This is a genomic window from Bifidobacterium ruminantium DSM 6489, from assembly GCF_000770925.1.
GTDB lineage: Bacteria > Actinomycetota > Actinomycetes > Actinomycetales > Bifidobacteriaceae > Bifidobacterium > Bifidobacterium ruminantium.
On sequence record NZ_JDTK01000008.1, the window covers coordinates 23,503 to 38,378 of the forward strand.

A 14,876-nucleotide genomic window follows, 5' to 3' on the forward strand; every position below is an offset into this window, starting at 1 on the left:
TGGGCAAACTTTGGGATATTGTTGAGACATGAGTGATAACAACGCCGATTTCAACGGCAACGGTCAAATCAACAATCCAACGTCGGGTGACGCGACCCAGGCCGATTTCGGCCAGTCGTATGATGCCTCGCAAAGCGATGCGCAGATGTATGCTCAGGAAACGCAGCTGGACACCTCGCTCCACGGGCAGCACGCTGCCTATGCCCAGTCCGCATCGCCGGCCCCGTCCTACGATTCCAACGCAGGCTCCTATGCCCAGCCCGGCTACAACCAATATGCCCAGCCGGATTATGGCCAGCCGGCATACGGCCAACAGCCGTCCTATGATCAGCCGAATTATAGCCAGCCGGCTCCGTCCTACGATTCCAGCGCATCGTCCTATAGTCAGTATGCGCAGCCGTCCCAGCAGCCGGTCGCCCCGGCTCCGGTCTATGATCCCAACGGTGCCTACGGACAGCAGTCCTACGGTCAGCCCGCTTATGGCCAGCCCTCCTATGGCCAGCCGAATTACGGTCAGCAAGGCTACTCCTACAACCAGTCCGCCTATACGCAGCAGCCCGCCTATGGTCAGCCCGTTCCCATGGGGTACTCGCAGAAGTCGAAACTGGCCGCGGGACTGCTTGGCATCTTCCTCGGCGGCCTCGGCGTGCACAACTTCTACCTGGGCAACACCGGCAAGGCCGTCGCGCAGCTGCTGCTGACCATCATCGGCTGGATCATCTTCATCGGCCCGGCCATCGCCAGCATCTGGGGTCTGGTGGAAGGCATCATGATCCTCGCTTCCCATCCCGGTTCCCAGTGGCATCGTGACGGCAAAGGTGTAGAGTTGCAGGATTGATGATCCGAGGACTATACAAACAGCCGGGCGGCAAACTCGTGGGAGTTTCCGTCCGGCTTTCCCATGCGCGGCGAATGGAAGACACGCACGCCGTCGAATGCCATATCGACGGCGATTTCTTTCTTGACGGCGATGAAGACGATACGTGGCGGATGCTGCGTTCCATGGAAACCGCGTTGGAACGATGCGCCTCCGAACATGCCGGAAATCCGACGGCGATGCAAGACGCCGCGGCCATCGCCATCGAAAAAACAATGCTGGACCATCCAGACGCGCGCATCGTCGGCATGGACGCGCAGGGCATCGCCATCGCATTCCGCAGGGCGATCGACGGCATGACGGCCGACGGCGATTCGTTCGCGATTCCAGCATCGTCAAATGGCGTGCACGGCAGAAATTACGCCGATAGCGAGGTGCCACGAGCACGTCGGCAGGACGCACGTCGGCAGGAATCGCGGTCCGAAACGGACAGCGACCGAAGCGAATACGCGCGACGGTGGCGCATGCTGCGGCCGCGCATCGTACATGATACCCCGCGAAGCCCGCAGGAGCAGATGAACGTCGACGCCGCATGGGCTCGGGAAGTGGCCGAAGGAACCCGCGAACCCATCCTGCGCATCTGGGAATGGGCCGCCCCGGCCGTGGTCATCGGCAGATTCCAATCGCTTGAGGACGAAGTCAACGTGCGTACCGCACACTCGGAAGGATTCCAGATCGTACGCCGATGCACCGGCGGGGGAGCGATGTTCATCGAGCCGGGCAACACCATCACGTACTCGCTGTACGCCCCGCTCGATTTCGCCCACGGCATGAGCATCGAGGAATCCTACAAGCTCTGCGACCACTGGCTCGTCGAAGCCCTGCGCGGACTCGGCCTCGACGTCCGCTTCGCCGGAATCAACGACATCGCCACCCAACACGGCAAACTCGGCGGAGCCGCGCAGCGCCGCTTCGCACCCGTGAACGGCGGGCCGGGCGCCATACTGCATCACGTCACGCTCGCCTACGACATTGACGCGGAGAAAATGACACGCGTGCTGAACGTGTCACGCGAGAAAATGTCCGACAAAGCGGTGAAATCCGCTGTGAAACGCGTCGATCCCATGCGCTCGCAGACCGGCATGAGCCGCGACGAGGTGGTTGCATGGCTGGTCGCCGCGGCCAGGCGAGTTACAATATAGCCCGATATAGCCCGAATGGTCGAAGGTGCCCGGCTTGGCAGGCATTGGATGGCGCCGACGATGGGGGGGGGGTAACGAAAGCGCGTCGGAACGGAGGCACATCGATGGTCACCTCGAATGGAGTCAACGGAATCAATGACTTCGACGGTTTCGACGATGAGCGTGAGACGCTGCTGCACACCGCGTTGTTCAAGCAGGTCTCGCCCGAAGAGGCGGAGGAGCTGCTGCCGCACCTGCGTCACGCCGAATATTCGAAGGGCGATTTCATCTTCCGCGAGGGGGATACCGACCATCGCATGTACCTGCTGGAAGAAGGCCGCGTCAAATTGATCCGTCAGGCTTCCGACCGGCGCGTGCAGCTGCTGAGCATCCACGCGTACGGCGAGGTGCTGGGCGAGATTCCGGTGTTCGACCCGCATGGCGGACCGCGCACGGCTTCGGCGGTGGCGATGACCAACGGCACGCGCGTCGTCTGGCTGGAACGCGACGCGTTGTTCGCCTGGCTCGACGAGCATCCGCGCGTGGCCGTGGACATGCTGCAGGTATTGGCACATCGCATGCGCAGCAACAACGAGCGTATCTGCGATCTGGTGTTCATGGACGTTCCCGGACGCCTCGCCAAAACGCTGCTCAATCTGGCGGCGCGGTTCGGAGAGCCGGTCGAAGCGGGCCTGAAGGTTCCGCACGATCTGACGCAAGAGGAGATGGCGCAGCTTGTCGGCTCCTCGCGCGAGACGGTGAACAAGGCGTTGATGGATTTCGTCAACCGCGGATGGATAGCAAGGGAAGGCCGGTCGATCATCATCTACCAGCCGGGCATGCTGATCCGTCGATCACGTAGATGATTCCATGCAGATGATTTTCGGCTGATTTCCAGCTTTTCCTGAGAAAACGGCGGTTTTGTGAGAAACCCGTGGCGTCTGTTGGCGCGTGTTCGTTTAGTAGACCCGCCACTTTAGAATGGGCGTCATGCCCAAAAAGAAGAAGACCCTGACCGTTCAACGCGTGCTCGCCCTGGTAATCGCATACATCATGCTATGCGTGGGCGGCGGTATTGTGACGAGTATTTTCTTCCTTCCCGCCGTGTTCGGCGCCAATAGCGTGGTCAAAGCCGTCGTTCCATCGCTTACGGTGGAAGGCATTGATTTCGATGTGACCAGTCTTCCGCAGAAATCCACCATGTACGCCTCCGACGGCAAGACGAAGATCACGGAATTCTGGGATCAGAACCGCGAAGTCGTGCCGCTGAAGAAAGTCTCCAAAGTCATGCAGCAGGCCGTCGTGGCCCGTGAGGACAAGCGATTCTTCGAACACGGAGGCGTGGATGTGCAAGGCGTGTTCCGTGCGTTCGTCCAAACCTACGTCAAAGGCGGTGACCAGCAGGGCGGTTCGTCGCTGACACAGCAGTATGTCAAAAACGCCCTGATCATGCAGGCTTCCCAGGACAACGACCCGATCTCCCAATACCATGCGTCCGAAGACACCATCGCCCGCAAAATGCGTGAAATGCTGATCTCGGTGCAACTGGAGAAGAAATACTCCAAAGCCGAGATCCTGCAGGGCTATCTCAACATCGCGCAGTTCGGCGGCAACAGCCTGTATGGTGTGCAGGCCGCTGCCAAGCGCTACTTCGGAACCACGGCCGACAAGCTGAACGTGGTGCAGGCCGCGACCATCGCAGCCATCACCAAGAATCCGAATTCCTACGACCCGTCCGTCGAAGCGAACCAGAAGGAATCGGAAAAGCAGCGGAACATCGTGCTGCAGCTGATGCACGACCAAGGCTACATCTCGACCAAGCAATACAAGGAAGCGGTCAATACGCCGCTGAAGGACACCCTGAACCTGCAGTCCAACTCGACCGGCTGCATGGCCGCCGAATACGACGCCGGCTACTTCTGCGACTACGTCGTGCACAAGATCCTGAATTCCAAGGAGTTCGGCAAGACCCAGGAGGATCGTGAGCGGCTCCTCAAGGAGGGTGGCCTCAAAATCGTCACCACGCTCGACCTCGACGCCAACACGCTGCTCAACGAGACGGCACGGAAGACGATTCCTCCGGAGGATCCCTCCGGAATGGAAATCGTCATGGCATCAGTCAAACCGGGCACCGGCGAAGTACTGGGATTCGGCTTGAATCGTACATACGATGCGACCGACGCCGGTCTGACCGATCAGACGAAGGACGCTATGAACTACGCCGTCGACTACGTGGATGGCGGCGGACGTGGCTTCTCCATCGGCTCCTCGTGGAAGCCGGTGAACCTGGTCGCATGGATGGAGGCGGGACATTCCGTCAACGAGAATCTGCAGACCACGACCAGATACCCCACATCCCTGTTCGCCTGCGACCGGTACAAGGGCGGCACGGACGTGTGGTCGCTGACCAACGCCATCACCAACAACACCGTGAACCCCGAGACCCCTGCGCTCGCTTTGGCGCGATCCCATAACACCACGCAGGCGTCTATGGCCTCCGTCATCGGCCTGTGCAAGATCGCCGACACGGCGACCGAACTTGGCTACCACGATGCCTACACCGGCGAGACGCTTGACAAGACGGCGTCCTTCGTGCCGGCAATGCTGGTGGGCAATGTGAACGTCTCACCGCTGACCATGGCGAGCATCTTCGCCGTGTACGCCTCGAACGGCGTGCAGTGCAATCCGATTGCGTTGAGGAAGGTCACCACGGTGGACGGCGACGATTTGAAGGTGCCGTCGGCGAACTGCCATCAGGCGGTTGACCCGGAGATTATCCAGACTCTCGCTTGGGCCATGAACCAGGGTGTTGTCCGTACGGATGGCGCAGGCCAGGTGGCGAAGCTCGCGAACAATCGCAAGACCTTCGCCAAAACCGGTACCCATGAGGATCAGTATGTGACGACGGGCGGCTTCATTCCAAACCAGATCGCCACGTTCGTGCTGGTCGGCGATGTGCAGAATCCTGTGCAGAACCCGATTGCGAACATCGCCATCAACGGCCAATACCACAGCTATTGGGATGGTTCGACCATCGCGGCCCCGGCCTGGCGCGACTTCATGAACGCGTACGCCGAACGAAAGCAGCTGCCGATCGACAATGATTACGGCCAAGCGGCGTCCAAGTATTCCGCGACCTCCAGCAGCGTCACGCCGATCGGCGGAGGTAAGAAGACCACGCCGACGCAGCAGCAGTCGACCATCATCCAACAGCAGAATCAGTCGATTCAGCAATCGCAGCAGAACCAGCAATCGCAGCAGACAACGCAGAATCGACAGTGACGCCGTGGTGAATCGCGGTTCCGTCGTGTTTGCGATGTTCACGTCACAGGCAAAGTGAACAGTCCATGAACGCCCGCCCCAACAGGCGGGCGTTCTGCTTACAATGCAAGTGATGTCGTTCCATTGGTTATTGGCTCCAACGGTTCCATTGGCGCCAATCGTTGGAAGCACGGCGCGAGATCGATGGTTTTGGAATTGCTAAGGAAGAGATGACGATGGGCAAGAGCGAGAAGAACAACGATGTCAAGAAGGACGGGACGATCAGGTTGTTCGATCCGATGACGTTGTGCGGCGTGACCATGCGCAACCGTATCTGGCTGCCGCCGATGGACACGTATTCCGCGCTGGCGCAGGACGGCAGGCCGACGCCGTTCCACTACCAGCATTACGTGTCGCGCGCGATGGGCGGCTTCGGCATGATCATCATGGAAGCGACGGCCGTCTCGCCGGAAGGCCGCATCTCGCCATGCGATCTGGGATTGTGGGACGACGCGCAGATGGAGGCATGGCGTTGGATTGTCTCCGATGTGAAGGCCACCGGAACGACGGTGGCCGTGCAGCTCAACCATGCGGGACGCAAGGGCTCCACGGGCTGCCATCCGATCGGTTTTGAGGGTCGGAGCGTGCCGAGGGAGAATGGGGGATGGGAGACGGTCTGCCCGAGCGCCGACGCGTATGGGGCGCTGGCGCGTCCGCGCGCGCTGAGCGTCGATGAGATCCACGCCATCGTCGGACAGTTCCGCGATGCCGCTTGGCGCGCATCGGATATCGGCTTCGACGCGGTGGAAATCCATGCGGCGCACGGTTATCTGCTGTCCCAGTTCCTTGACCCGCTCATCAACAGGCGTGACGACGAATACGGTGGCACGTTCGAAAACCGCGTCCGCATGCTGGTCGAGGTTGTGGACGCTGTCCGTTCCGTCATTCCGGAGACCATGCCGCTTCTGGTCCGTGTCTCCGCCACCGACTGGGCCGCAGGTGGCTGGGATCTCGATCAGACCGTCGATCTGGCCAAGATTTTGAAGGCGCATGGCGTGGACTTGATTGACGTGTCCACCGGCGGTCTGATTCCCGATGTGACCATTCCGGTGAAGCCCGGCTATCAGGTGCCGTTCGCCGAGCAGGTGCGGTCGCGCGCCGGCATCCCGACCACCGCGGTGGGACTCATCACCAAGCCGAAGCAGGCCAAGAAAATACTGAAATCGGGTGCGGCGGATGCCGTGGAGATCGGCCGCGTGGCACTGCGCGACCCGTACTGGCCGCTACGCGCCGCGCATAAGCTGGATGTGCCGGTCGACAAGGCGCCATACCAGTCGCCGTATCTGCGTGGCGCATTCCGCTGATCGCATCGCCGTTTTTCTGTTTGCGGGCAATATTTGCGGGCGCGCCGCCGACGTCTCTTCTGTCGGCTTGCGCGCCCGCTTGATCGTTTTGGTAATCGCGATTGAAAGGAAATCGCGATTACAAGACCTGCGTGGCCTACGCGTCGATGCCGACGGCCTCGCTGACATGCTCGAAACCGTCCTTCCGGAGCAGTTCGGCGAGCCCGCGCTTCAACACGGTGATCTGCTGCGGGCCGCGGTACATGAGGGCGCTGATGAACATCACCAGCGACGAGCCGCTGCGGATCTTCTCGTACGCCTGTTTGGGGGTGAAGACTCCGCCGATGCCGGCGATCGCGAACCGGTCGCCATACTCGCGATAGACCTGCCTGATGTGCTCGTTGCTGGCCGCATAGCAAGGCGAACCGGACAGGCCGCCCTCCCAATCGCGCGGAATGTTCATGCCGGTGCGGTCCTTCTGCAGGTTCGCTATCGACAGACCCTGCACGTTGTGCTCGGCCAGCACGTCAAGCAGATCCTTGAATTCGGGCCACGTCTTGTTCAACGGCATTTTGACGAGCGTCGGCTGCGGACGGTCGATCTTGTCAAGCTCGGTGAACAGCTTGTCAAGCGCTTCCGGGCTTTCGTTGAACGGTTCGCCCGCCATCGTGTTCGGGCAGGAGATGTTCACTTCGACCATGGCGGTGCGGCCGGCCGCGCGGCGCATCGAAATGCAGTAATCCTCGATGCCCTCGTCCAGATCGCCGGTCTTGTCGTCGTTCGTGCGGGCGATGGACACCGAAACCTGCATGTTTTTGGCCTTCGTCCACGCGTTCTCGGCCCGCGGAATCACCACTGCGGAACCTTCGTTGGCCAAGCCGACGTGCACCATCATCGAATCGTATTCAGGCAGACGATGGAACCACGGGCGAGGATTGCCGGGGCATGGACGGGAGGTGGTGGAGCCAACCGTTTCGAAGCCGAAGCCGACGTTGTCGAGCAGCACCGGCATCTCGCAATCCTTGTCGAGGCCGGCGGACAGGCCAAACGGGTTGGCGAAGTCGACGCCCATCACGTTGGTCTCCAATATCGGATCGGTGTAGTCGAGCATCTCACGGCACAGCCACATCAGCGGTGGAATGTTGCGCGTGACCTTGCAGAATTCGATCATCTGGCTGTGCGCCACGTCGGGCGTGTGATTGAAGACGAAATGCGGTTTGATGATGTGTTTGTAGCCGAAGGTGAAGAGGTCGGTGGTGGCTTTGTTCACGGCGTCGTGCCAAAAGTTTTCGGAAACGTATGTCATGGTTCCTTATTCTCGCACGTTTTCATTGGTTTCGCATGGCATTTTGGGCAAAAGCCGATGTGTGTCGGTGCGGCGGACAGGACGTTCGTTTTTGTTCGTTTTAGGCTGAATTTGAGTCGATTGTGGTGCGGCTTTGCGCGAAACACGCGCGAAACGCTCAACTCAGTTGTATTTTTGAGTGAACATGTGCGATAATGTTCATATGATTTCGTCGCAACGCCAGCATTTGATTTTGAGCCGTCTGCGTACCCGTGGTGCGGTGCGCATCACTGCACTGTCCAAGGAATTGGGCGTCTCCGCGATGACCATCCGCCGTGACATCGCCGATCTGGCGGACAAGGGTCTGCTGAAGCGCGTGCACGGCGGCGCCGTCAGCACCAGCACGCTGCTGAGCGAACCGCTGTTCTCCGTAAAGTCGCAGATGGACATCGGTCTGAAGGACGCAATCGCACAGGAAGCCGTCAAATACGTGGCCCCCGGAGACGTGATCGCCATCGGCGGCGGCACCACGGCGTACGTGTTCGCACAACATCTGCTCGAATCGCAGCAATCGTCGGGCATCACCATTCTTACCAACTCCATTCCGGTGGCGGAGCTGGTGCAGGCGCTCGAATCGAAAGACGTGGAAGTCATCGTCACCGGCGGCGTCACCACGCGCTCCAACTCGCTCGTCGGGCCGATCGCAGACAAAGTGGTCGCCTCACTGCGCGTCAACACCGTATTCCTGGGCACGCATTCCGTGTCCATTCCGCGTGGCTTCCTTATGCCGAACTCGCTGGAAGCCGCAACCGATATGGCGATGATGGACATTGCCGATCGCACGATAATTTTGACCGACCACACCAAGTGGAGCTGCACGTCACTGTCGCTGTTCGCACGTTTTGACCAGGTGGATACAGTCATCACCGATGACGGATTGGACCCCGATTCGGTGTCGAAAACAAGGGATTTGGTCAAAGAACTCGTTCTGGCACGCCAGGCCGAGCCGGTTCAGGAAGGTGAATAATCACATGAGTGATTTCGTCAACTACACTCCGGGAGAATATGCGAAGGAGCATATCCGTATCACGCCGACCACGCTTGCCGATGGCCGCGACTTCTTCTATCTCGATGACGATTCGGAATACGTCTCCGGCGTCAAGACTCGCGAACTGAAGGATCCGCGCCAACTTCCGTACCGTTTCTCCAATCAGCTCAACGCGGCCGGCGAGGAGGTGCCGTACGCGGCTCCGGAAATGCGCCGCGACCCGCTGACCGGCGATTGGATTCCGATGGCGACCGCACGTATGAACCGTCCGATCACCGCCGGTCCGGGCGCGACGGCCAAAGGCAATCCGCTGGCCGCGCGCAAGCCAGGCGATCCGTACCAGGACGGCGAAGTGCCGGACACCGACTACAACGTGGTCGTGTTCGAAAACCGCTTCCCGTCGATGGTGCGCGTGCCGGGCCGTTCCGAAGCCGTGGAATACGTCAACGGTAACCCGCTGTGGGAGAAGAAGCTCGCTGCAGGCCGCTGCGAAGTGATCTGCTTCGACCCGGATGAAGACGGCCTGCCGGCGGACCTGCCGGTCTCCCGCCTGCGCACCGTCGTGGAAGCATGGGCGTTCCGCACCGCCGAAATCTCCAAGATGGAGGGTATTGAGCAGATCTTCCCGTTCGAGAACCACGGTCAGGAAATCGGTGTCTCCCTGGCTCACCCGCACGGCCAGGTCTACTGCTATCCGTTCATCGCACCGAAGATGGAAGCCGAACTCAAGCAGACCGAAGCCTACCATGAGAAGACCGGCGGCAACCTGCTCAAGGATCTCATGAACTCCGAAATCGAAGCCGAGGAACGCATCGTCATGCGCAACCACAGCTGGGTCGCCTATGTGCCGGCCGCGGCACGCTGGCCGCTCGAGGTTCATGTGGCCCCGGTGCGCGACGTGCTCACCCTCGACGAGCTCAACGACCAGGAACGCTGGGATCTGGCCGTCATGTACTCCACCCTGCTCAAGCGCGGCAACGCGTTCTTCGACAAGGGCGACGGCAAGGGCATGGACCTGCCGTACATCGCAGCATGGCACCAGGCTCCGATCCATGACAAGCGCCGTGAGAACTACCGCCTCAACCTGCAGTTCTTCTCGTTCCGCCGCGCCGCCAACAAAATCAAGTACCTGGCCGGCTCCGAATCAGGCATGGCCGCATGGGTTTCCGACACCACGCCGGAACTCATCGCCAAGCGCTTCCACGAGCTCGGACCAATCGATATCGAAGGCTGAAAGCCAATAAAACCCAAAGGACAAAACACCAATGACTGCTGTTGAATTCATTGAGCCGCTCTCGCACGACGAGGGTGTGAAGAACGCGACCGACCTGTTCCGCGCCACCTACGGTGAGGAACCGGCTGGCGTATGGGCCGCACCGGGCCGTGTGAACCTGATCGGCGAACACACCGACTACAACGCGGGCCTGTGCCTGCCGATCGCACTGCCGCACCGCACGTTCATCGCGCTCAAGCCGCGTGAAGACACCAAGGTGCACGTGGTTTCCGACGTTGATTCCGGAAACGTTACCGAAGCCGACCTCGATGGTCTGCAGGCCGGTGGTGTGGAAGGCTGGGCCGCCTACCCGGTAGGCGTGGCCTGGGCATTGCGTGAAGCCGGCTTCAATGCGGTGCAGGGCTTCGACGCGGCATTCTCCTCCTGCGTGCCGCTCGGTTCCGGTCTGAGCTCCTCCGCAGCCATGACCTGCTCCACCGCCTTGGCGCTGGATGATGTGTACGGTTTGGGTTATGGCGCATCCGATGCCGGTCGTGTGACGCTGATCAACGCCGCCATCAAGTCGGAAAACGACATGGCGGGCGCGTCCACCGGTGGCCTCGACCAGAACGCATCCATGCGCTGCACTTTCGGCCATGCGTTGCGTCTTGACTGCCGTCCAGAGCTGAGCCCGCTGGAGAACGTCTCCCAGCAGGAATTCGATCTCGACAAGTACGGTCTGGAACTGCTGGTGCTTGACACCCAGGCTCCGCATCAGCTCAACGACGGCCAGTATGCCCAGCGTCGCGCCACTTGCGAGAAGGCCGCCGAAATCCTCGGCGTGGCCAACCTGCGTGTGGTCGCCGACAGCATCGCCAAGTCCGACGATCCGTTCCAGGCGCTCAAGGAAACGCTCGACAAGCTGGAAGACGACACGATGAAGAAGCGCGTGCGCCACGTCATCACCGAAATCGCCCGTGTCAACTCCTTCGTGCGTGCCTTCGCCAACGGCAAGATCGACGAGGCCGGTCGACTGTTCAACGTGTCTCATGATTCGCTCGCCGCGGACTACGAAGTGACCGTGCCGGAACTCGACACCGCGGTGGACGTGGCGCGCGCCAACGGCGCGTACGGCGCCCGCATGACCGGCGGCGGCTTCGGCGGCTCCATCATCGCGCTGGTGAACAAGGGCCAGGGTCACGAGATCGCGCAGAAAATCGCCGACCGCTTTGAGCAGGAAGGCTTCAACGCACCGCGCGCCCTGCCGGCATACGCGGCGGCCGCTGCAAGCCGCGAGGTCTGATCGTAGCGCTCTACGCTGAAAACGCGCGTTGGCGCACGCCTTTCCATGGACGTGCGCCAACGCGCGTTTTTCGTATGTGATTTACTCGTGGACCAGATTGGTAGTTGGAATGAACGTAAACCTTGTGATACGAGGATTTGGCGCTACTCGGATTGCGGAGCGTTCATCCATACGGAAGATGATTGCGCGTTCAAGATGGCATTGGCGAAATGTGATTTTATGCGCAGAATCTCTATTCTAGAATTCGACTTTATGTCGAAAACGGCATATATGAAATATGATTTTGTGCAGTAAAATAGTGAAATGAAATTGCGATTTATGCTAGATGGATGGTGGAAACGTTGAAACGAAAAGCATATGACGACCTGCTTGCCTGGAAATCAGGCAAGACCAAGCAGGCGCTTCTCGTCACCGGTGCTCGTCAGATTGGCAAGACGTATCTCATCCGTGAATTCGGCCGTGCGGAATACGACCATTTCATTGAATTCAATCTCGCGTTGGATGATGCGGCGCGTGAGTCGTTCGCGGCCGCACGTAATCCGGGAGATCTTCTACTTCGCATTTCCATCGCGGCATCCGAGCCTTTGGTGCCGGGAAGCACGCTGATTTTCATCGATGAGATTCAGTATTGTCCCGATATCATCACATTGGTGAAGGCATTGGTGGACAAAGGCGAGTACGACTACATCTTTTCCGGTTCACTGCTTGGAGTCGAACTGGAAAATGTGCGCTCATATCCGGTCGGGTACATGTCGGAGCTTTTTATGTATCCGATGGATTTCGAGGAATTCTGCTGGAGCATGGGGCTCGCGGGGGAAGCGTTCGCGATGGCGCGCGAATCGTTGCGGAACGAACAACCGGTTCCCGAGTATCTCAATGAACGCTTGCTGGGGCTGTTCCACCGGTATTTGCTGACAGGTGGCATGCCGGATGCGGTCGGCGCGTTCGTCCGGGATGGAACCATAGACAATGTGCGCCGGATCCAATCCGATATCAGACGTTTCTACAATCGGGACATCACCCAATACGCGCCGAAAGACCGTAGACTGGTCATTCAGGAAATCTATCGGCTGATCCCAAGCGAGCTGAACAACTCCACCCGTAGATTCAAGGTCGGCGACGTTTCCCAAGTGAAACGATACAGCCAGATCGAAGATGAATTCCTGTGGTTGTCGCGGGCCAACGTCGCATTGCCCGTATACAACGTTGAGGAACCGAGAAGCCCGTTGCTCGCCTCCCGGGAGCGCAAGCTGCTCAAATTGTTTTATTCGGATGTCGGATTGCTGACCGGCACATACGACAAACAGGCCACTCTCGGTATACTCGATGGTCTCGGAGCCGAAGGGCGCATGAACTATGGCGGCGTCTATGAGAGTGTGGTCGCCCAAGAACTGACCGCACATGGATTCGTTCCATACTATTTCACCGGCAAAAAGACGGGGGAATTGGATTTTCTCATCGAAGACGAATCGGGCAGGGTTCTTGCTCTGGAGATCAAATCCGGCTCGAGATTCCGCTCCCACGCGGCTTTGAACAAGGCGTTGGACATGCCCGGGTATGCGATCGATGGCGCGTATGTTTTGGCGGAGACCAATGTGGCACGTGAAGGCAAAGTGCTCTATCTGCCCATATACATGGCAAGTCTTCTGCAGCGTCCGCGGGTGGTATGACGCGCGTCGCCACTGGATGTTCCGCCGACGCGACACGCCCGGACGACTTACGAAGCGATTCCAGACGTGGTAGCGTGACGACGTTCTTGAAAACCGCATGGCCCAGCCGAATTTTCCCGGTCGGGCCATGCGGTTTTTTGATGCCTGAGGCATCAATGTCGTCGAGAGAGGAAAATCGCTGTTGCAAGAGACAACGCAACGCATCCCATCACACCATGACCAACCCCGTTTCGAGCATCCGCACAAGGTGATGCTCGGCCTGTATGCAGGCGCGTTCCTGGGCATGCTGTCCGAAACATCCATGAACATCGCGCTGCCGGACCTGTGCGACGCGTTCAACATCACCACCGGCACCGCGCAATGGATGGTCGTCGGCTACATGCTCGCCATCGGCATCGTGCTGCCGTGCGTGGGCTTCCTACTCAAATGGATCAAGGCGAAGACCCTCGTGCTCGTCGCGCTCGCCTGCTTCCTCGTCGGCTCCGTGCTGTCCGCCGCGGCGCCGGTGTTCGCGCTGGTGCTTGCCGGACGAATCATCCAAGGTGTCGGCACTGGCATCGTGCTGCCGACCATGTACGCGGCCATCATGCGCGTCTTCCCGCCGGCCAAGATCGGCGCCGCCAACGGCGTGGCCGGCCTGGTGATCATGTTCGCCCCGGTGATCGGCCCGACGCTGGCCGGCCTGATTATCGGCGCATGCTCCTGGCGCGCGATCTTCGTGCTGTTCGCCGTCGTCGCCGCTGTCGCCATCGCATGTACCGCGGCCACGTTCGTCACGCCGATCGAAACGACCCATCCGAAGGTCGACATGCTGTCGGTGATCGCCTCCGCGATCGGCTTCGGCTGCTTCGTGGCCGGCGTGAGCCTCGTCGCCGACATGGGCTTCAACGCGCTGGTCGTGACGCTGCTGGTAATCGGCGTGGTGGTCGTCGCATACTATGCGTACCGCCAGCTGCACATCGACGATCCCGTGCTGGATCTGCGCGCGCTCGGCATCGCCTCGTTCCGCACGCCGGCCCTGATGGTCACCTGCTCGTTCGCCTGCACACTGGCGATCATGTACCTCGCCCCGCAGGAACTGCAGCGCGGGCTGGGACTTGACAGTTCCGTGGCCGGCATGCTGATGCTCGCCGGCGGCGTGGTCAACGCGATCGTCTCGTTCCTGTCCGGCCGTCGGTACGACCGCATGGGCGCGGCTCCGCTCGTCCGCGTCGGCGCCGTGGTGGCCATCATCGGCTCGCTGCTGTTCCTTGCGATCGGTGTGACGACCGCTCCGGCGTTCTTCATCCTCGCGCATGTGGTGTTCATGATCGGCATACCGCTCATGCAGCAGCCCGCGCAGTCCGCGGCGCTGAAGGGTCTGCCGCGCGAGCTCGCCGCCGACGGCTCCACCATCCTCAACACCATGCAGCAGGTGTTCGGCGCGATCGGTGCCTCCATCGCCACCTGCCTGCTCGGCATGGGCTCCGGCTCCACCGCCGCAGAGGGATTCGTGGCCGGCTCGCGGTACGGCTATGTGTTCGGTCTCGTGCTGATCGTACTGGTGCTGGCGCTGTCCTTCCTGCTCAAGGAACAGCATGGCGCACGGGACTGACCGCGTATATATAAGATATATACGAAGTATGCATGTAGTATATATGTTCTGATCCAATGCGAAACAGCAAACGGACACAACCGTCTCAGTATGTAACGCAAACAAGCATCAAGGCACGTGTTTTGGCACGTGCCTTTTCTATACTGAAGGACACGTCCGGC

11 protein-coding genes are annotated in these 14,876 nt (G+C 60.1%); 10 read left to right on the forward strand and 1 reads right to left on the reverse strand.

The annotated features are described in order from the left end of the window. Positions 1–28: 28 nt before the first annotated feature. The 5 genes from OU26_RS04555 to OU26_RS04575 all read left to right on the forward strand — a co-directional run bounded on the left by OU26_RS04555 (position 29) and on the right by OU26_RS04575 (position 6,623). The gene (locus OU26_RS04555) at positions 29–838 is read left to right on the forward strand and encodes a TM2 domain-containing protein (RefSeq protein ID WP_026647196.1); all 810 of its coding nucleotides are present in this window, start codon (positions 29–31) and stop codon (positions 836–838) included. After that, positions 838–2,019, forward strand: a complete 1,182-nt coding sequence (locus OU26_RS04560) for a lipoate--protein ligase family protein (protein ID WP_026647197.1) — start codon at positions 838–840, stop codon at positions 2,017–2,019. Before OU26_RS04555 ends, OU26_RS04560 begins: the two co-directional genes overlap by 1 nt. 104 nt (positions 2,020–2,123) lie before the next feature. Further along, complete coding sequence (locus tag OU26_RS04565; RefSeq protein WP_051593012.1) at positions 2,124–2,864, forward strand: Crp/Fnr family transcriptional regulator; 741 nt, start codon at positions 2,124–2,126, stop codon at positions 2,862–2,864. Positions 2,865–2,979: 115 nt separating this feature from the next. Beyond that, positions 2,980–5,280: a transglycosylase domain-containing protein gene (locus tag OU26_RS04570; protein ID WP_026647183.1), complete on the forward strand. Its 2,301-nt coding sequence runs from the start codon at positions 2,980–2,982 to the stop codon at positions 5,278–5,280. A 215-nt stretch (positions 5,281–5,495) separates the two neighbouring features. Further along, positions 5,496–6,623 (forward strand): NADH:flavin oxidoreductase/NADH oxidase, encoded by a 1,128-nt coding sequence (locus OU26_RS04575; RefSeq protein ID WP_026647182.1) that lies wholly within the window; start codon positions 5,496–5,498, stop codon positions 6,621–6,623. A gap of 136 nt (positions 6,624–6,759) precedes the next feature. On the opposite strand, the gene OU26_RS04580 is transcribed toward OU26_RS04575, so the two are convergent. Next, positions 6,760–7,908 (reverse strand): quinone-dependent dihydroorotate dehydrogenase, encoded by a 1,149-nt coding sequence (locus OU26_RS04580; RefSeq protein WP_026647181.1) that lies wholly within the window; start codon positions 7,906–7,908, stop codon positions 6,760–6,762. 202 nt (positions 7,909–8,110) lie between these two features. Between OU26_RS04580 and OU26_RS04585 the strand changes: the two genes are divergently transcribed. The 5 genes from OU26_RS04585 (at position 8,111) to OU26_RS04610 (ending at position 14,715) form a co-directional block, all read left to right on the forward strand. After that, positions 8,111–8,914: a DeoR/GlpR family DNA-binding transcription regulator gene (locus OU26_RS04585; RefSeq protein WP_003806741.1), complete on the forward strand. Its 804-nt coding sequence runs from the start codon at positions 8,111–8,113 to the stop codon at positions 8,912–8,914. 4 nt (positions 8,915–8,918) lie between these two features. After that, positions 8,919–10,169, forward strand: a complete 1,251-nt coding sequence (gene galT, locus OU26_RS04590; protein ID WP_026647180.1) for a galactose-1-phosphate uridylyltransferase — start codon at positions 8,919–8,921, stop codon at positions 10,167–10,169. Positions 10,170–10,200: 31 nt separating this feature from the next. Beyond that, positions 10,201–11,451, forward strand: a complete 1,251-nt coding sequence (gene galK, locus OU26_RS04595) for a galactokinase (RefSeq protein ID WP_026647179.1) — start codon at positions 10,201–10,203, stop codon at positions 11,449–11,451. 329 nt (positions 11,452–11,780) lie between these two features. Next, positions 11,781–13,121 carry an ATP-binding protein gene (locus tag OU26_RS04605; protein WP_051593011.1) on the forward strand — a complete coding sequence of 447 codons (1,341 nt, stop codon included), beginning with the start codon at positions 11,781–11,783 and terminating at the stop codon, positions 13,119–13,121. Positions 13,122–13,302: 181 nt separating this feature from the next. Continuing rightward, complete coding sequence (locus OU26_RS04610; protein WP_237743733.1) at positions 13,303–14,715, forward strand: MFS transporter; 1,413 nt, start codon at positions 13,303–13,305, stop codon at positions 14,713–14,715. Positions 14,716–14,876: the final 161 nt, after the last annotated feature.